Below are 16,862 nucleotides of genomic sequence, written 5' to 3'. Positions count from 1 at the left end.
ACATATTGCGTTCACCTTTGTTTCAGGGGAGGGGAAGATATCTTCTCTGCCTGGAGGAGCAGAGGAGAATGGTCATGAGAAAGCTAACCGGCGCCGCGTTATGCTTGATCATAAGTGTCCCCGGCATCACGCCGGCTCAAGCGTTTCCGGCTATCAACCCACCCAGAATCGAAACGCAACAGCAGATTGAGCAAGTGGAATGGCGTGGACATGGCGGTCACTGGGGTGGCGGCCACTACCGAGGCGGGTATTACGGCCATCATAGTCATGGATCAGGCTGGGGCTGGGCTTTGGGCGGTTTGGCCGTCGGCACCATCATAGGCGGCGCATTGGCACAGCCCTACTACGGCTCGTATTACGGTTCACCCTACGGCTACGACTCGCCCTACGGCTACTACCGTTCGCCTTATCGCTACTATGGCTCACGTTACCGCTATTATGGCCGGCCCTATCGGGCCTATGCCTCGACTGCCTATTATGGAGGCGGCAGCCACGAGAGGTGGTGCTATTCGCGCTATCGGTCGTACAGGGCGTTCGACAATACCTTCCAACCTTATTACGGACCCCGTCGCCAGTGCGCCGGTCCCTATTGATTGGTTCGAACGGCACGCCTGTGTTAGCGCCCAGCCGAAGTTACGGTCTGGGCAGCATAACTCCGCCTGACTTCCATTCCACAAGCTTCGCAGGGGGCGGATTGCTGGAGTAGCCGAAAATCTCGGCGCTAAAGCGCGTCGCGATCTTTCGGATTCGCTCGTCGCGCCTTAGGTCTTTGATTTTCCAACATGCCGCTCTCGCAAAACCGCTGCGCACTTTTGCGCGACATGCCGTTTCGACTGCGATCGGCGCACGGGAGGCATGCCGAAAAGGCGGTTGCAACCTTTGCGGCAAAGGCCACATTGGCTTTCAGCGAAATGGCGCAGAAGGGGCAAGTCATGAGCGATCATCATGTCGTCGTTGTCGGCGGCGGTTTTGGCGGGCTGCAGCTCGTCAACGGGTTGAAGGGTGCAGGCGTGAAGGTCACGCTCGTTGACCGGCGCAATCATCATCTTTTCCAACCACTGCTCTATCAGGTGGCGACCACCATTCTTTCCACCTCGGAGATCGCCTGGCCGATCCGCCGTCTCTATGCCGACCGGCCCGACGTGACGGTGCTGCTCGGCGAGGTCATGGGCGTCGACAGCGCTGCCAAGACGGTTTCCCTACGTGGCGGCATGACTCTCGGTTATGACACGCTGGTGCTGGCGACCGGAGCAACGCATGCCTATTTCGGCCATGACGAATGGGAGCCGGTGGCGCCCGGCCTGAAGACGCTCGAGGATGCGACAACGATCCGCCGGCGCGTGCTGCTCGCCTTCGAGAAGGCGGAGATGGAGAGCGATCCCGCCGTGCGCGACGCGCTTCTGACCTTCACCATTGTCGGCGCCGGGCCGACCGGGGTCGAGCTTGCCGGCATCATCGCCGAGCTCGCGCATTTCACCCTGCCGAAGGAATTCCGCAATATCGATACGCGCAAGACCCGCGTCGTGCTGGTCGAGGCCGGCCCGCGGGTGCTGCCGGCCTTCGCCGAGGAGCTTTCGGCCTATGCGCAGACGGCGCTGGAAAAACTCGGCGTCGAGATTCATCTCGGCAGGCCGGTGACCGACTGCAACGCCGACGGCGTGAAGATCGGCGAGACCTTCGTCGCCAGCCGGACGATCGTCTGGGCGGCCGGTGTCACCGCCTCGCCGGCGGCACGGTGGCTCGGCGTTGCCGCCGACCGGGCTGGGCGTGCGGTTGTCGAGAGGGATCTGAGCGCGCCTGGTCTGCCCGATGTCTTCGTCATCGGCGACACCGCTTCCGTCATGCGCGAGGACGGCAAACCGGTGCCGGGTATTGCGCCAGCGGCCAAGCAGCAGGGCGGCTACGTCGCCAAGGTCATCCGCGCCCGCCTGTCGGGAAAATCGGCGCCGGCACCCTTCCGCTATCGGCACCAGGGCAGTCTGGCGACGATCGGCCAGAGTGCGGCGATCATCGATTTCGGCCGGATCAAGCTGAAGGGCTGGATCGCCTGGTGGATCTGGGGCCTTGCCCACATCTACTTCCTGATCGGCACCCGCTCGCGCTTCTCCGTCGCCTGGAGCTGGCTGTGGATCTATCTCAGCGGCCAGCACAGCGCCCGGCTGATCACCCAGCGGGAGACGATGCGGCAGGAGGGGTAGGCGTCCTGCGCCGTCTCTCCGGCCTCATCCTGAGGTGCCCCGAAGGGGCCTCGAAGGACGAGGCCGGCCACCGACGTTTCACCGAGGGATATAGGCATGTAGCCACCCGCCCTCGTGGTTCGAGACGGCCCTGCTGGCCTCCTCACCATGAGGGCTGATCGTTGTGCCCTGGGCGCACGCGCCGACGGCCGGAGCCCGCAAAGCGGTAGTACCCACGCTTGACACATCTCCCCATACCGCCTTAGAATCCCGCGCGCTTCCCCCAACCACCACCTGGGGCGTCGCATCCAGCCGTATCAACGGATAGAGGTTCCAATGCGCCGACTCACTTCTCACGAAAATCACATCCGAATTTCTGAGAAGTTGGTGGTTCATGCGCACTTTGAATCTGGGCATCCTCGCCCATGTGGATGCAGGCAAGACTAGCCTTACCGAAAGACTGCTTTTTGACGCCGGCGTTATCGACAAGCTTGGCAGCGTCGATACCGGCAATACACAGACGGATACACTCGAACTCGAGCGGCAACGCGGCATCACGATCAGGGCCGCGGTGGTGTCGTTTGCGATCGGCGACAGGACCGTCAATCTGATCGACACGCCCGGTCACCCCGATTTCATCGCCGAGGTCGAGCGGGTGCTTGGGTTGCTAGATGCGGCGGTCGTCGTCGTTTCGGCGGTCGAAGGCGTCCAGGCGCAGACGCGTGTGCTGGTGCGGGCGCTGCGGCGGCTCGGCGTTCCCTTCGTCTTCTTCGTCAACAAGGTCGATCGTCTAGGCGCGCGGTACCGGGAAGTGACGGAGGCCCTTGCCGCGCAACTGGCGGTGCGTCCCATCGCCATGTCCTCCGTCATCGATGCCGGCAGCAAGCTTGCCCGGGTGGAGGCTCTGGCGCCGGGAGACGAGCCGCTTTTTTCGGCGCTCTGCGAAGCGCTCGGCGAGAACGACCAAGCGCTGCTCGACGATTATGTGCTCGCCCCAGAACGGCTGACCAGGGAAAGGCTCGGGCGCAGTCTGGCTGATCAGGTGGCAAGGGGCTTGGTGCATCCCGTTTTCGCAGGAGCGGCCATGACCGGCGCCGGCGTGCCGGCGCTTAGCTCTGCTATCGCGACTTTGTTGCCCGAGCGGCGGCTTGATCCGGACGGGCCGGTCGCCGGCAAGGCCTTCAAGATCGAGCGCGGCTGGGGCGGCGAAAAGCTCGCCTATCTCTACCTGACTTCGGGCACCGTGCGGCTGCGGCAATATCTGGATCTGCCCGGGGGCGAGGAACGGGTGACTGCAATCCACGTGTTCGAGGCCGGCCGCAGCCATGGCGCCGCGAGCTTCTGCGCCGGTCAGATCGCCTGCGTCAGCGGCCTTGCCGGTGCCCGGATCGGCGATGCGGTGGGCAGCAATCCGGCCTTGGGCGGGCGGGCTTACTTTGCCCCGCCGACGCTCGAAACACGCGTGCTTGCCCGACGGCTCTCGGACAGCGCGGCGCTTTGGTTGGCGCTGAACCAGATGGCCGAGCAGGATCCGCTGATCAATCTGCGCAGGACCGAGGAGACGAATGAAGTCTTCGTGTCGCTCTATGGCGAGGTGCAGAAGGAAGTGATCCAATCGACGCTGCTGACGGATTTCGGCCTCGAGGCGGGTTTCGAGGAAAGCACGGTCATCCTAGTCGAAAGACCCGTCGGCAGCGGGGCCGGCCTGCAGATCCTCTTCAAGGAACCGAATCCGTTTCTCGCCACTATCGGCCTGCGCGTCGAGCCGCGCCCTGCCGGCTCGGGCAACAGCTTCGCGCTGGAGGTGGAGGTCGGCCAGATGCCCGTCGCCTTTTACCGGGCGGTCGAGGAAACCGTGTTCGAGGCGCTGAAGCAGGGCATTTTCGGCTGGCAGGTCATCGATTGCCATGTGGCGATGACGGCGGCGCGGCACAGTTCGCCCGCAAGCACCGCTGCCGATTTTCGGCAGTTGACGCCCTGGGTGCTGGCAACGGCACTCTCGGCTGCGCAAACGGCCGTCTGCGAACCTTTCGACCGCTTTCACCTGGAAGCGCCCGTCGAGAGCCTGAGCAGCGTGCTCACTCTGCTGGCGAAGTCCGCTGCGGCGACGTCGCATTCCGTGATCGCCGATGGCGTGGCGCGGCTCGAAGGCGCTCTGGCGTCTCAGATGGTTCAAAGCGTCCAGCAGCAATTGCCGGGCCTGACGAGCGGGGCAGGGACGATGGAAACCGCTTTCGATCACTACGCCCCGATATCAAGGCCGCCGCGCCTGCGTCTGCGTTCGGGGCCTGATCCGTTCAACCCGGTGGAATATCTGTTGCGGCTGCAGTCCACGAGAGCCTCATGCTGAGGTGCGCAGGCCGAAGGCCGGAGCCTCGAAGCAGGGGGCGGGCGCTCTGAAGTGGCGGTAGAAGCGGCGTTGGCGGATGATGCTTCGAGGCGATCCTTTGGATCGCACCTCAGCATGAGGGCCGGTGGAGTATGCCGTTATCAAAAAAAGGCGGCCCCCGAAGGAGCCGCCTTTCATTCTTCAAGCCGACAGCGAGGCAATATCGATGACGAAGCGATAGCGGACGTCGCTCTTGACGACCCGCTCATAGGCTTCGTTGATATTCTGGATGTCGATCTTCTCGATCTCGGAGACGATGTTGTGTTTGCCGCAGAAGTCGAGCATTTCCTGGGTTTCCTTGATCGAGCCGATCATCGAGCCCGCCAGGCTCTTGCGCCCGCCGATGACCGAGAAGGCGTGGACCGGAACCGGGTGCTCGGGAACGCCGACCAGAACCATCGTGCCATCAGACTTCAACAGGTTGAGATAGGCGTTCCAGTCGATTGTGGTGCCGACCGTGTTGATGATCAGGTCGAAGGTGCCGGCGAGTTTGGTGAAGGTCTCGGCGTCGCTCGTTGCATAATAGTCCTTGGCGCCGAGCTTGAGGCCGTCTTCCTTCTTCGACAGCGATTGGGAGAGGACGGTGATGTCGGCGCCCATGGCAGCACCGATCTTCACGCCCATGTGGCCGAGGCCGCCCATGCCGACGATCGCAATCTTCTTGCCGGGACCGGCTTTCCAATGCGCGAGCGGCGAATAAAGCGTGATGCCGGCGCAAAGCAGCGGGGCGCCGGAATCGAGTGGAATATTGTCGGGGAAGCGCAGCACATAACCTTCCTTGACGACGATCGAGTCGGAGTAGCCGCCGAAGGTCGGGGTCGTGCCATCCGCTTCATAGCCGTTATAGGTCGGGACGAGGCCCGGCATGTAGTGCTCGTAATCCAGGTCACGCGTAGCGCAGCCGACGCAGGAATCGACGAAGCAGCCGACGCCGACGCGGTCGCCGACCTTGAATTTCGTGACCTTGGAGCCGACGGCGGAAACGACGCCGGCGACCTCGTGGCCCGGTACCATCGGGAAAATGGAATTGCCCCACTCGTTGCGGGCCTGGTGAATGTCGGAGTGGCAGACGCCGCAATATTGAACTGCGATGACGACGTCGTCATCATTGGGTTCGCGGCGCTCGAAGGTGAAGGGGGTCAGCGGTTGCGACGCGTCGGTAGCGGCATAGCCTTTTGCGATAGCCATCTGATGCTTCCTTTTGGGGTTGGGAGGGGTTGAGCGGGATGGCGGACTATTGCCCGGATGCTGGCAAGGGCGTTAGAGTGATCCTCTCAGCTTCTTGCACGATCCTGCAAAAGTCAGGCGCCCGGCTGTTTGCGAAATGGCAAAGACACTCTAGATAAGGGCGATATCGCCCGCGCCAGACAGCTGACAGTCAGACAGCTGACAGAGAGAGTTGCCGCATGACTTTGCCCTTCAGCCCCTATCAGGAGATCGTCGATATCGCGATGCGCTTTGCGCCTCACGACGGTGAGTTCTCCACTTCAATCGGCAATCTTCATGTCAGCCGCCGGTCCAGGCCCAGCGATCCCTTGCACAGCAGCTACCGGCCCTGTTTTGCCTTCGTGCTGCAGGGAGCCAAGAGCCTGCAGCTCGGCACGGAACAGATCAGCTACGGCACCGGGGATTATCTGCTGACCTCGCTCGACCTGCCTGTCGCCTGGCGGGTCACGGAAGCGAGCCCTGAGGTTCCGCATCTCTGCCTGGGGCTGGCAATCGATTCCGAAAAGCTTCTGGAGCTGCTCAGCCGCATCGATATTCCGCGCCCGGCCGCCCATACCGACGGGCAGCGCGGCATGGTGGTGAACGTCGCGCCGCCGGAATTGATGGATGCCGCCGTCCGCCTGCTGCGCTTGCTCGATCGTCCAGGCGACATTCCTGCCATGGCGCCGCTGATCGAGCAGGAAATCCTCTACCGGGTGCTGACCGGGCCGCACGGCGCTCGGCTGATCAACATCGCCACGGCTGACAGCCACAGCAACAGGATCGCGCGCGCCGTCTCCTGGCTGAAGGAGAATTTCGCGCGGCCGCTGCGCATCGAGGACCTTGCCGACCGCGTGAACATGAGTGTCTCGTCCTTCCATCACCATTTCAAATCGGTCACGGCAATGACGCCGGTGCAGTATCAGAAGCAGCTTCGCTTGCATGAAGCACGTCGGCTGATGTTCGTCGAGCGGCTCGACGCCGGCACGGCCGGCCACCGCGTCGGCTATCAGAGCCCGTCGCAGTTCAGCCGCGAATACAGCCGTCTTTATGGGGCCTCGCCGGCCCGCGATGTCGACGGCGGGCGCGAGATCATGGCGGCGGAATAGCGTTCAAGAACGTCCGGCGGCGCCATCCGGCCATTAAAGGATGTTTGACGATTCCCGGTTAGGCTGGTGCTATCAATCAAGCAGGCACCGCCGTCCGCATGACGCAAGCACCGTCTCTTTCCATCGTCGCGCCTTGTCACAACGAGGAAGAAGGTCTGCGTGAGTTCTGCCGCCGCGCCGCCGCTGCCGCGCAGAGCGTTGCCGGCGACGCCTTTGAGCTCATCCTCGTCGATGACGGCTCGTCCGACGGCACCTGGGAGATCATCTCGGATCTGGCGGCGAAGCTGCCGCAGGTGCTCGGCGTTCGTCTCCTGCGCAATCACGGCCACCAGCTGGCCTCGACGGCCGGTCTTTCCGCGTCGCGGGGCGAGCGCGTTCTTTTGATCGACGCCGATCTGCAGGACCCGCCCGAGCTACTTTTGATGATGATGCCGATCATGGAGCGTGGCGCCGATGTCGTTTACGGCCAGCGCACGCGCCGCGAAGGCGAAAGCTGGTTCAAGCTCGCCTCCGCGTCGCTTTTTTACCGTGCGCTTTCCAGGCTCGCTTCCGTGACCATCCCGCGCGATACCGGCGATTTCCGGCTGATGCGCCGGCGCGTGGTCGATATTCTGCTGGCGATGCCGGAGCGCGATCGTTTCATTCGCGGCATGGTCAGCTGGATCGGCGGCAGGCAGGTGGCGCTTCCCTATGAGCGCGACGCCCGTTTTGCCGGCACGACGAAATATCCGCTGCGCAAGATGATCAATTTCGCGCTCGATGCGATCACCAGTTTTTCCACGACGCCACTGCGCATCGCCACATGGCTCGGCATGATCAGCGCCGGGGTCGCGATGGCGCTGCTCGCCTATACCTTCGTGCGCTGGCTGCAGGACGAGACGGTCACCGGCTGGTCGTCGATCATGGCTGCGGTCAGCGCCTTCAGCGCCATCCAGCTGATCTGCATCGGCATCATCGGCGAATATCTCGGCCGTCTCGTGCAGGAGAGCAAGAGGCGGCCAATGTTCATGATCGAGACCATCCTGCGCAGCGGCGAACATGCCGAGCTGCCGACGGCTTTTTCGGAGATGAGCGCCGGCGACAAGCGCTCCGCGCTGGATGCAGCCTTTACATCCGGTGAGCCGCGCTCGCAAAAGAACAGCCGGATCGGATGATGGACCGGATTGCTGCGCCTGTTCATTCGGCATCCAGGCCCGAAGAACTAGACGCCAGGCAGGATTCCACCATTGCGATCATTGCTTTCGTCGCGCTTGCCGCGGCCCTGGTGGTGCTGTTTCGCTTTCCGCCGGTTCTCGACTACGCCAATCACTACGCCCGTATCTGGCTTCTTTCGGGCGGGATCGGCGAGCAGCCGTTTCCTCAAATCTACGCGGTCGATTGGAGCCGCACCTTTACCAATGTCGGCATCGATCTTCTCGCCACCTGGCTGGGGCCGGTTGTCGGCGCCGACAGGCTGGCGCGGGCCTTGCTTTTCCTGGCGATCGTGCTGCCGCCGCTTGGCGCGATCTCCCTGCATCGCGCCCTGTTCGGCGGCCGGCACTATTGGCAGATCGCAATAACGTCGCTTGGCTGGTGCTCGACGATGATCGGCGGTTTCATCAACTTCCAGATCGGCCTTGGTATGGCCTTGTTCTTCGCCTGCGTCGATTTACGGCTGCAGGGCCGAAATCCCGGCCTGCTGTTTGCCTGGCGGCTTGCCGCGGCATTGCTGCTGACGGCAATGCACATCTTCTCGCTCGGCTTCTATATGGCGATCGTCTGCGGTCTCGAATTTTCCTGGCGCTTCGACATAGTGCGATCGAAGGCGGGCGTCGTCAGGCTTGCCGGCCGATTGACGCTGGCGCTCGCGACCTGCATCCTGCCGCCGCTCGCGCTCTATCTCCATACGGCAGCTTTGCCCAATGCCGGTGGTGATGGCCTTGGAATTGTCTGGAACGACGGCGTCGCCCTTATCGCCATCAATCTGCTGTCGGCCATCGCCACCTACGTCCCGCTGGTGGATGTCGTGCTGATTTTGCCGCTGATCCTCGTCTGCACGCGTGCCGCACGGGCGGGCGACATCCGCATGCATGCAGGTCTTGCCGTCGCCGGATGCGGCCTATTGCTTCTCTCCTGTGTTTCGCCACGGCACATGCTCGGCACTGGATGGATTAGTTGGCGCTTTCCGATCATGACGGCGCTCGTCGCCATGGCGATGGTGTGCCCGTTTGCAAATCTCACGCGCCGGCAGGCGCTGTTCTTGGCGCTCCTCGTCAATCTTGCGGTCTTCGGCCGTACAGCCTGGGTCGGTTGGAACTGGTGGTTGGCACAGAAGGATGTCACTGCTGTCGAGCGTGTGCTGAAAAATGTGCCGGCTGGTGCGGCTGTGCTGCCTCTGGGGCATGAACCCGCGACGGCGGTCGGTCTTGCCCACTCCAATCGGTATTTTGCCTGGGGGCTGGATACTTTCCGGCACCTGCCGACGCTCGCCGTTCCCTTCTCCCATGCTTTCGTGCCGACGGTCTTCACGGCAAAAGGCAAGCAGCCGTTATCCGTTCTGCCGCCATGGTCGGAGATTGCGGTCCCTGAGGGCAATCTGCTGTCGATCGGCGTGCTTTCATGTCCCGCAATGATGCGGGAGTACGAGGAGTTTACGCCTTATCTTTCGGACTGGCGCAGACGTTTCGATTTTATTCTTGTCGCCAATGCCGATATCCCCGACCGCTATGTCGGCACCTTGATGCCGGCGGACCTGACGTTGATCGAGGATGCCGGTTTCGCAAAGCTTTACGCGATCGATAAGACTATGCCGGCAGAGCCTGTCTCGATTCCCGCCGGTTGCGCTACTGCGTCTTAAAGCTGATCAGCCGGGAAATTTCAGCGCCTTGTCAGCACGGCATTTGGCGAGCGCAAGTTGGCGGAAAGAGAGGATTTTCGTGATGCGTTCCTTGCCGTCCGTCTCGACGCTCAAGCAGGCGCAGGCATAGCCGTAATTGCCATTGGTTCTGACGTAATCGTGCTCGGAGATGTCATGGATCAGCTCCATTCCTTCCAGTTCGCCGGCATCGTCACCCTGGGTCATGATCGTCCAGGTGCTGTCGGCATCCTCCAGCCACCAGTTGGCGGGGGTCGGATTTTCGAGCCAGCCGCAACGGGTTTCGGCGGCCCGCGCACTGGTTGCGACCACAAGGGCTGCGGTCATCACCGCGGCGGCTATCCGGTATTTCATGGGTTTTCCTTGTTGCCAGATTTCAGTTGTTGATCGCGATGATCGCCCAATGGCTCGTCTCGCAGGCGCTGTCTTCGCAGACGGCGCCCATCCAGACTGCGCCGTTTGCGAGCATGACGCCGTCGCTGTTGACGAAGAGATCCTGATATTGCTGGCGCCCGACGGCGCTGCGCGTTTCCTGTGCCACCAGGTCGTCGAAATTGTCGATGAAATCCTCGGCGCTCTCGACGTCATAGCTCTCGCCATTGGCCTTGATCGTCAAAGGGTATTCGGCAAGGCTGGCAATGGTTTCGGCATCGCCGGCGCGCATGGCTTGAACGAGTTGGCGCAGCGGCCGGTCAAATCCTGCGGCATCGCCGTGCAGTTCCTCGATGCGGTTATAGACGTCGCTGTCAGACTGGGCGAGAGCGTCTGAGCCGCCAAGGAAAATTGCTCCGAGCAAGAAAACAGCTGCAGACAGACGTGACATCGAAGCCTCCGGGAAAATCGCGTAGCGTGGCACTATGCGATCGCTGAGCGGCGGTGCCTATCCAATTCTGGTATTTCAGCGCGGTTTCCCGTATTAAAAAATCTATCCGGGCTTCTTGACGACCTGATCGGTTTGGCGCATAAACGCCAAGAACCGTACCGTACGGTACGTATATGGAGCTATGACCTTGTCCGTCGATACCGCAGAGCCGAGCGAATTTTCGCCGCGCCAGAACGCCGTTCTGGAGCAGGCGCTACGGTTGCTCGTCGATGGCGGCGAGAAGGCGCTGACGACCTCGGGCGTCGCGCGTGCCGCCAATTGCTCGAAGGAAAGCCTCTACAAATGGTTCGGTGATCGCGACGGGCTCTTGTCGGCGATGATTGCCTATCAGGCGAGCAAGGTGCGCACCTTCGAGCGCAACGGCGAACGGCTGACGGCGGCGAGCCTGCACGACCATGTCGTGATTTTCGCGCGCGACCTGCTGGAGGTGCTGGCTGGCGACGTCTCGCTGGCGCTGAACCGGCTGGCGATCGGCCAGTCGAACCGCGACGGCTCGAAGCTCGGCAAGCTGCTGCTCGAGCGCGGCCGCCGCCAGATCGACCGCCGCGCCATGGCGCTGATCGATGCCGGAAAGAGGGCAGGGCTTCTGCGGTTTTCCGATGCCGATGAGGCTTATCACACGCTTTACGGCCTTGTTGTTTCCGACCTGCATGTGCGCATGCTGCTCGGTGAACCCGGCCTCAAGGATACCGCACGCCAGGCGGAGAGGGCGGTCACCGCCTTCCTCAGGCTCCATGGCACGGAGAAGGTTCTGGCGGAGATGCCGGTTCTCGGCTGATTTCGCCTTAATGACAGTCAACAAGACAAGCACAAGGGAAGGAACTTCAAATGCGCGTCTACTACGATCGTGATGCCGATCTCAACCTCATCAAGGCCAAGAAGGTCGCCGTCATCGGCTACGGCTCGCAGGGCCGTGCCCATGCGCTGAACCTCAAGGACAGCGGTGCCCAGAACCTCGTCATCGCCCTCAAGGCCGGTTCGCCCACAGTCAAGAAGGCCGAGGCCGATGGCTTCAAGGTCATGACGGTTGCCGAAGCTGCCGGCTGGGCCGACCTGATGATGATGGCGACCCCCGACGAGCTGCAGGCCGACATCTACAAGGCCGACATCGCTCCGAACATCCGCGACGGCGCTGCCATCGCCTTTGCTCACGGCCTCAACGTGCATTTCGGCCTGATCGAGCCGAAGGCTTCGGTCGACGTCGTCATGATCGCGCCGAAGGGCCCGGGCCACACGGTCCGCGGCGAATACCAGAAGGGCGGCGGCGTTCCCTGCCTCGTTGCCGTCCATCAGAATGCTTCCGGCAATGCGCTTGAACTCGCGCTCTCCTACGCCTGCGGCGTCGGCGGTGGCCGTTCCGGCATCATCGAAACCAACTTTCGCGAAGAGTGCGAAACCGACCTCTTCGGCGAACAGGTCGTTCTCTGCGGCGGTCTCGTCGAGCTCATCCGCGCTGGTTTCGAAACGCTCACCGAAGCCGGTTACGCGCCTGAGATGGCCTATTTCGAATGCCTGCACGAAGTGAAGCTGATCGTCGACCTGATCTATGAAGGCGGTATCGCCAACATGAACTACTCGATCTCGAACACGGCCGAGTGGGGCGAATACGTCTCCGGTCCGCGTATCATTACCGCCGAGACCAAGGCCGAGATGAAGCGCGTGCTGAAGGACATCCAGACCGGCAAGTTCACTTCCGATTGGATGCAGGAATACCGCGCCGGCGGCTCGCGCTTCAAGGGCATCCGCCGCCTGAACGACAGCCACCAGATCGAGGAAGTCGGCGCCAAGCTGCGCGGCATGATGCCCTGGATCGGCAAGAACAAGCTGGTCGACAAGAGCGTGAACTAAGCGGTTCCGATAAAATAAACATAAGAGGCCGGAGTGAAAGCTCCGGCCTCTTTTGCTATTGGTCCGTTATCGAAGCTGCCATATGGGATCTGACGTGTTTGAAACGATTGTGCTGTCGGCAAGGCAGGACCTGGAAGATAGTCTTAAGACCCTCTATCCCACATTCTTCGAATATCCGTTCCCATCTTCGCTGGACGCCTCACCGCTCCGCGATGCCGAGAAAATCCTCACTGGACTAAAATCGGCGCCTTTGCGGGAGATCGATGCGGCGGTGCTAGGCCCATATGCGGCAGGTGCGATAACGACGATCGGCTCGGTCGACGACTTCAGGCACTCCTGCCGCGTATTCTCCACTGCGCTGTCCTCGGCGCGTCCGCATTCGGTTTCGAGCCGCCCATCATCGCTTCCAAGCTTCTATTGTGCGACTGGCAGCAATGGCCGATAGCGGAGCGGACGGCAATCGCGAATTTCTTCTACTCGGCCTGGACCTATAAAAGGTTGCAGGATCCCGATTTTGATGCATCGGCCTGGGTTTGGATAGTCGCCATGGCGAAGCTCGATCTTCAGTTCCGGGCATGCCTTGATCTGTGGCTGAAGCAGCCGACGCCGAACGCCCTTTTGCAACTCGCCGGCGCTGATCTCAAAAGCCTCTACAGGGGGCAGCGACTTCTGGGGGGACGTTGCATCGGCAGATCGTCATCTCGTCCTTGAATGGATCAAGGGCGATATCGTTGAAAATGCATTTATCGCGCTGATAGATGCGATGCCGCCGCAGCGGCATTGGATCATCGATCGCCTGCTCGACGAAATCGGAGAGTTGCGGCGTTTGCCTTCTCGCGTTGAAACGCTGGAGTGATAATCTCGGATCTGACGGTGCCATCTCAACGTGTCATCTTGTGAATCGAGCGCGGCAAGATCACGGGAAGGTTTTTGTTACGTCGATAATTCCGACTATGGCCGCATTAAACTGGTCCATTTCCTCTGCGGGTATCCAATATTCGAGGTGCGCCCGACCGCCCGCTTCCTGAACTGAATGGCCATCGAGATAATCTTTTTTGACTTCAAACCTGGTCACAAAACCTGATCCGCTCCTCGGTACATTCCAGTCCCGGGCTATCCTCACTGCATAGTCTTCTGAAAGCACGGGATAAAAAATCGGTTGGTCGGGCAAGCGAGGGGGAAAACCGCGCATGCCAAGCTCATGAATGAGCGCCAGTTCCTCAGGCCCAACTGGTCGCCATAGTGTAACGGTCTCTATATCTTCGCTCATTTCGGTCTCTCGGCAATCTGGTAGAAAGGCTTCGAATGGATAAATCAACTATGCAGTCGATGGGCTTGTAACGACGAGTTTTTCGCCGACTATCGCAATAAGCGAATTCGGTCCATGGTGTTTGATATGCCCTATCGCGTGCTTCTTGCAGTCACGATCGTGGTTGATCCAATAGTTGCACCGCCGCCGCCAGCCTTGATGTGAAAGCGCAATCTTTTCAGCGGTGAAAATGTCCCCTCCGACATAATCCTTATTTGTTTGATCAGTTCGGGCCACGTTACATTCTCCTTAAAGAGCATGTCGACTGCCACTTGGAGGTTCTCTGCTATTTGCACAACTATAGGCTTTCCGGTTGACGGTTATGAAGCAGTTTTGATCAAAAGTTGATGTTGTCAACGCGCCTCAGGCAATTTCCAGACTGCCGGAAACAAAGGCCGGGTCGAAAGCTCCGACCTCTACCGCTCCGCGCTGATCGTCAGCCAGCGGGTCGGCTTGCCGTCATAGCCGCCGCCGTCGTGTTCGGTGATGGCGAGGTTGCGCCAACCGTCCTTCGTCAGAAGCGCCGACAGCCATTCGCGTGAGGGATAGTTGTAGTAGCGCCCGAAGCCGTCATGGCCTTCCGCTTCTCCCGCCTTGAAATTTGCGTGAAGAAGGCCGCCGGTTTTGAGCGCGCGGTGGATGCGGGCGAAGATATCGGGCAGTTCAGACCTCGGAACATGGAGCAGACTCGCATGCGCCCAGACGCCGTCGAAGGCGCATTCGGCGTCGAGTTCCTGAAACAGCATGATCCTGACCGGCTGGCCGATCCGCACTTCCGCCTGTCTTGCAAGTTCGGCCGAACCGTCTGTCGGGGTCACGTCGAAACCTTGCGAGAGCATATAGGCGCTGTCCTGGCCGCCACCGCAGCCGAGTTCGAGGATTGCGCCACCCGGTGCAATGCCGGCGAGGAAGGCATCGAGCTGCTGCTTCGGCAGGCTGCGCGCCCGGTTGGCGTATGTCTCGGCGTGTTCCTCGTAAAAAACGGAGGTCGTGTCACGAGGCATGCGGGTCGGCCGTTGGCGAGCGTCGGTTGGATTGAAGGTGCCTTTCGGGAAGCCGGTCGGCGCCGATAATGTCGACGACGAGGATGCCGTCCGGTATTTCGCGGTAGAAGGCGACATGGCGCATGTGGAGGAGGCGGCGAAGGCCGGCGCCGAGTTCGTCGCATTCATCTCCCATGGCGGGGACGCGCGAAAGAAGCACGAAAATCCTGTCCCAGTCGAGAAGATAGGCATCCGCCTGCGCCTCGCCGAAATGCAGACTGGCATATTCGTCGATGCCCGACAACACGGCGTCTGCGGTTCGGGTCAGCCTATAGGTGGTCACGCAGCTTCGCCTTCGTTTCCAGCAGAATATCGGCAATGCGCCGGTCGCTGATGCCGCTTTCCTCAGCCAGCCTCAGAATATCGCGCACTTCTTCGTCATCGAGCTTGCGGTGGTTCTGATCCTTCAAGACGAGTTCCGCCAGATATGCGCCGGCACTGCTATATCTGCCGCTTGCGACACGGCGTGCGACGTAGTCCGCCAGATTATCCGGAAGGGAGATCGTCATTTTCGCCATTGAATTCAGTGCCGTCCGTCCATGCCGGTTTCGGCGTCCCCGATGCCAGATTACCATTTCCCACTTTATGATAGAAGCGTTGCTCGCCGCCGTCGAACACTTGGGTCACATCAAGGTCAGTCTTTTTTTGTCGATATAGACGCCCCGTTCGAAATCCTTAAAATCGGCGTCGATCCGCATCATGGTGGTAATCTCGAGCTGCACGATCGTCGGTACGATACATTGATCGCTCCGGCGAGGACGGAATATATCTCCAGCCCGACGGCTTTGCGGGCGACGGAGAGCGGCGCCCACTCTGTCGGTGTTGACGCCGCCGTTCGCGTGGAACGTCCGAAGTTCAGGTCGGGATGAGGCGCGTCCAGCCGTGCTCATCGTTCGTTACGCCCTTCTGCAGACTGACGAGCTGTTGGCGCAGTTCACCGGTCAATTTGCCGGTCTGTCCGTCTCCGACTGGAAACTCACCGCCGGCATGTCGAACCAGGCCGATGCCCGCCAGGACTGCGGCAGTGCCGCAAGCGAACGCTTCGACGAGCCTGCCACTGGCAGCGTCGTCTTGCCATTCCGCGAACGAGTAGGGGCGCTGCTCGACGCGCAAACCCCTTTCTTCGGCGAGCACGATCACGGAAGCCCGGGTGATGCCCGGCAGGATCGTGCCGCCAAGGGGCGGGGTCACCACAGATCCATCGTTCATCACGAAGAAGACGTTCATGCCGCCGAGTTCTTCGACCCAGCGATGCTCTGCGGCGTCCAGGAAGACCACCTGATCGCAACCCTTTTTGGTCGCCTCGGCTTGCGCCACGAGGCTGGCTGCGTAGTTTCCGCCGCATTTTGCTGCACCCGTGCCGCCGGCGGCTGCACGGGTGTATTCGGTCTCGACCCAAAGGGAAACCGCCTTTGCGCCGCCCTTGAAGTAGGCGCCGACCGGAGAGGCGATGATGCAGAAGACATATTCCTGAGCCGGACGAACGCCGAGAAACGCCTCGTTGGCGAACATGAAGGGGCGAAGATACAGGCTGGCGTCGCCGGACGGAATCCAGGCCTTGTCGACACGGACCAGTTCTTCGACCGCCTTCAGGAAGAGGTCTTCGGGCACGGGAGGCATCGCCATGCGGGTCGCCGACTGCGCGAAGCGGCGTGCGTTCTCTTCAGGCCGAAAGAGCAGAATCCGGCCATCGTCCGCCTTGTAGGCTTTCATGCCCTCGAAGATTTCCTGAGCGTAGTGCAGCACGGCGCTCGCAGGATCGAGCTCCAGGGGTCGCCTCGGCGTAACCTTTGCATCGTACCAGCCCTTCTCGGCAGTCCATCGTGCCAGGACCATATGATCTGTGAAGAGCTTGCCGAAGCCGGGGGTCTCGAGTGCCTGAATGCGATCGGCGTCCGAGACGGGAGACTTGTGGAGTTCGATTTTGATTTCAGGAGAGGCTGACGTCACGGTCATTTCTGGCACCTTGATAGTAAATTGAATAATGGCGGCGACACTACCGTCGCCGAGCTGGTCTTGGAAGGGTGTGAATCAGCCGGTTTCG

At 61.2% G+C, this 16,862-nt stretch carries 18 protein-coding genes; 10 read left to right on the top strand and 8 right to left on the bottom strand.

The genetic code is table 11. The features are described from left to right. Nucleotides 1-74 precede the first annotated feature (74 nt). The 3 genes from GR197_RS17090 (at nt 75) to GR197_RS17080 (ending at nt 4,527) form a co-directional block, all read left to right on the top strand. Nucleotides 75-593, top strand: a complete 519-nt coding sequence (locus GR197_RS17090) for a BA14K family protein (protein ID WP_164011538.1) — start codon at nt 75-77, stop codon at nt 591-593. A gap of 339 nt (nt 594-932) precedes the next feature. After that, nucleotides 933-2,198 (top strand): NAD(P)/FAD-dependent oxidoreductase, encoded by a 1,266-nt coding sequence (locus GR197_RS17085; protein WP_164011536.1) that lies wholly within the window; start codon nt 933-935, stop codon nt 2,196-2,198. 373 nt (nt 2,199-2,571) lie between these two features. Then, nucleotides 2,572-4,527 (top strand): elongation factor G, encoded by a 1,956-nt coding sequence (locus tag GR197_RS17080; protein WP_164011534.1) that lies wholly within the window; start codon nt 2,572-2,574, stop codon nt 4,525-4,527. Between the two features lie 180 nt (nt 4,528-4,707). On the opposite strand, the gene GR197_RS17075 is transcribed toward GR197_RS17080, so the two are convergent. Then, a complete protein-coding gene (locus tag GR197_RS17075; protein WP_003593509.1) occupies nt 4,708-5,754 on the bottom strand; it encodes an NAD(P)-dependent alcohol dehydrogenase in 1,047 nt (348 codons plus the stop codon). Nucleotides 5,755-5,972: 218 nt separating this feature from the next. Between GR197_RS17075 and GR197_RS17070 the strand changes: the two genes are divergently transcribed. The 3 genes from GR197_RS17070 to GR197_RS17060 all read left to right on the top strand — a co-directional run bounded on the left by GR197_RS17070 (nt 5,973) and on the right by GR197_RS17060 (nt 9,717). Further along, a complete protein-coding gene (locus GR197_RS17070; protein ID WP_164011532.1) occupies nt 5,973-6,881 on the top strand; it encodes an AraC family transcriptional regulator in 909 nt (302 codons plus the stop codon). 98 nt (nt 6,882-6,979) lie between these two features. Further along, entirely contained in the window at nt 6,980-8,035 is a 1,056-nt protein-coding gene (locus tag GR197_RS17065; protein WP_164011530.1) for a glycosyltransferase family 2 protein, read from the top strand. After that, nucleotides 8,035-9,717, top strand: coding sequence for a hypothetical protein (locus GR197_RS17060; RefSeq protein ID WP_164011528.1), 1,683 nt, complete (start codon nt 8,035-8,037; stop codon nt 9,715-9,717). Before GR197_RS17065 ends, GR197_RS17060 begins: the two co-directional genes overlap by 1 nt. Before the next feature lie 6 nt (nt 9,718-9,723). On the opposite strand, the gene GR197_RS17055 is transcribed toward GR197_RS17060, so the two are convergent. Next, nucleotides 9,724-10,089: a DUF4087 domain-containing protein gene (locus tag GR197_RS17055; protein ID WP_164011526.1), complete on the bottom strand. Its 366-nt coding sequence runs from the start codon at nt 10,087-10,089 to the stop codon at nt 9,724-9,726. Nucleotides 10,090-10,111: 22 nt separating this feature from the next. Then, nucleotides 10,112-10,558: a hypothetical protein gene (locus GR197_RS17050; RefSeq protein WP_164011524.1), complete on the bottom strand. Its 447-nt coding sequence runs from the start codon at nt 10,556-10,558 to the stop codon at nt 10,112-10,114. Between the two features lie 181 nt (nt 10,559-10,739). Here GR197_RS17050 and GR197_RS17045 point away from each other — a divergent pair, with 181 nt between their 5' ends. From GR197_RS17045 to GR197_RS17030, 4 genes are all read left to right on the top strand, one after another. Further along, entirely contained in the window at nt 10,740-11,396 is a 657-nt protein-coding gene (locus GR197_RS17045) for a TetR/AcrR family transcriptional regulator (protein ID WP_204330254.1), read from the top strand. A gap of 50 nt (nt 11,397-11,446) precedes the next feature. Beyond that, a complete protein-coding gene (gene ilvC / locus GR197_RS17040; protein WP_164011520.1) occupies nt 11,447-12,466 on the top strand; it encodes a ketol-acid reductoisomerase in 1,020 nt (339 codons plus the stop codon). Between the two features lie 94 nt (nt 12,467-12,560). Further along, nucleotides 12,561-12,911 (top strand): hypothetical protein, encoded by a 351-nt coding sequence (locus GR197_RS17035; protein WP_164011518.1) that lies wholly within the window; start codon nt 12,561-12,563, stop codon nt 12,909-12,911. 101 nt (nt 12,912-13,012) lie between these two features. Then, nucleotides 13,013-13,177, top strand: a complete 165-nt coding sequence (locus tag GR197_RS17030) for a hypothetical protein (protein WP_164011516.1) — start codon at nt 13,013-13,015, stop codon at nt 13,175-13,177. 205 nt (nt 13,178-13,382) lie between these two features. On the opposite strand, the gene GR197_RS17025 is transcribed toward GR197_RS17030, so the two are convergent. The 5 genes from GR197_RS17025 to GR197_RS17005 all read right to left on the bottom strand — a co-directional run bounded on the left by GR197_RS17025 (nt 13,383) and on the right by GR197_RS17005 (nt 16,774). Next, nucleotides 13,383-13,736 carry an ADP-ribosylation/crystallin J1 gene (locus GR197_RS17025; RefSeq protein ID WP_164011515.1) on the bottom strand — a complete coding sequence of 118 codons (354 nt, stop codon included), beginning with the start codon at nt 13,734-13,736 and terminating at the stop codon, nt 13,383-13,385. A gap of 455 nt (nt 13,737-14,191) precedes the next feature. Beyond that, nucleotides 14,192-14,779 carry a class I SAM-dependent methyltransferase gene (locus GR197_RS17020; RefSeq protein WP_164011513.1) on the bottom strand — a complete coding sequence of 196 codons (588 nt, stop codon included), beginning with the start codon at nt 14,777-14,779 and terminating at the stop codon, nt 14,192-14,194. Then, complete coding sequence (locus GR197_RS17015; protein WP_164011511.1) at nt 14,769-15,101, bottom strand: type II toxin-antitoxin system RelE/ParE family toxin; 333 nt, start codon at nt 15,099-15,101, stop codon at nt 14,769-14,771. Before GR197_RS17015 ends, GR197_RS17020 begins: the two co-directional genes overlap by 11 nt. After that, a complete protein-coding gene (locus GR197_RS17010) occupies nt 15,088-15,336 on the bottom strand; it encodes a ribbon-helix-helix domain-containing protein (protein ID WP_164011509.1) in 249 nt (82 codons plus the stop codon). The genes GR197_RS17015 and GR197_RS17010 overlap by 14 nt, the downstream gene beginning before the upstream one ends. Before the next feature lie 337 nt (nt 15,337-15,673). Next, nucleotides 15,674-16,774 carry a branched-chain amino acid aminotransferase gene (locus GR197_RS17005; RefSeq protein WP_164011854.1) on the bottom strand — a complete coding sequence of 367 codons (1,101 nt, stop codon included), beginning with the start codon at nt 16,772-16,774 and terminating at the stop codon, nt 15,674-15,676. Nucleotides 16,775-16,862: the final 88 nt, after the last annotated feature.

This window comes from Rhizobium phaseoli (genome assembly GCF_010668805.1).
GTDB lineage: Bacteria > Pseudomonadota > Alphaproteobacteria > Rhizobiales > Rhizobiaceae > Rhizobium > Rhizobium phaseoli_A.
The sequence above is the reverse complement of the archived record's forward strand: the minus strand, read 5'-3'. Positions and strand labels throughout refer to the sequence as shown.

Bases quoted from the DNA above. Each gene is read 5' to 3' on its own strand.
- GR197_RS17090 (WP_164011538.1), top strand. From the start codon at position 75: ATGAGAAAGCTAACCGGCGCCGCGTTATGCTTGATCATAAGTGTCCCC.
- GR197_RS17085 (WP_164011536.1), top strand. From the start codon at position 933: ATGAGCGATCATCATGTCGTCGTTGTCGGCGGCGGTTTTGGCGGGCTG.
- GR197_RS17080 (WP_164011534.1), top strand. From the start codon at position 2,572: ATGCGCACTTTGAATCTGGGCATCCTCGCCCATGTGGATGCAGGCAAG.
- GR197_RS17075 (WP_003593509.1), bottom strand. From the start codon at position 5,754: ATGGCTATCGCAAAAGGCTATGCCGCTACCGACGCGTCGCAACCGCTG.
- GR197_RS17070 (WP_164011532.1), top strand. From the start codon at position 5,973: ATGACTTTGCCCTTCAGCCCCTATCAGGAGATCGTCGATATCGCGATG.
- GR197_RS17065 (WP_164011530.1), top strand. From the start codon at position 6,980: ATGACGCAAGCACCGTCTCTTTCCATCGTCGCGCCTTGTCACAACGAG.
- GR197_RS17060 (WP_164011528.1), top strand. From the start codon at position 8,035: ATGGACCGGATTGCTGCGCCTGTTCATTCGGCATCCAGGCCCGAAGAA.
- GR197_RS17055 (WP_164011526.1), bottom strand. From the start codon at position 10,089: ATGAAATACCGGATAGCCGCCGCGGTGATGACCGCAGCCCTTGTGGTC.
- GR197_RS17050 (WP_164011524.1), bottom strand. From the start codon at position 10,558: ATGTCACGTCTGTCTGCAGCTGTTTTCTTGCTCGGAGCAATTTTCCTT.
- GR197_RS17045 (WP_204330254.1), top strand. From the start codon at position 10,740: ATGACCTTGTCCGTCGATACCGCAGAGCCGAGCGAATTTTCGCCGCGC.
- ilvC (WP_164011520.1), top strand. From the start codon at position 11,447: ATGCGCGTCTACTACGATCGTGATGCCGATCTCAACCTCATCAAGGCC.
- GR197_RS17030 (WP_164011516.1), top strand. From the start codon at position 13,013: ATGGCGAAGCTCGATCTTCAGTTCCGGGCATGCCTTGATCTGTGGCTG.
- GR197_RS17025 (WP_164011515.1), bottom strand. From the start codon at position 13,736: ATGAGCGAAGATATAGAGACCGTTACACTATGGCGACCAGTTGGGCCT.
- GR197_RS17020 (WP_164011513.1), bottom strand. From the start codon at position 14,779: ATGCCTCGTGACACGACCTCCGTTTTTTACGAGGAACACGCCGAGACA.
- GR197_RS17010 (WP_164011509.1), bottom strand. From the start codon at position 15,336: ATGGCGAAAATGACGATCTCCCTTCCGGATAATCTGGCGGACTACGTC.
- GR197_RS17005 (WP_164011854.1), bottom strand. From the start codon at position 16,774: ATGACCGTGACGTCAGCCTCTCCTGAAATCAAAATCGAACTCCACAAG.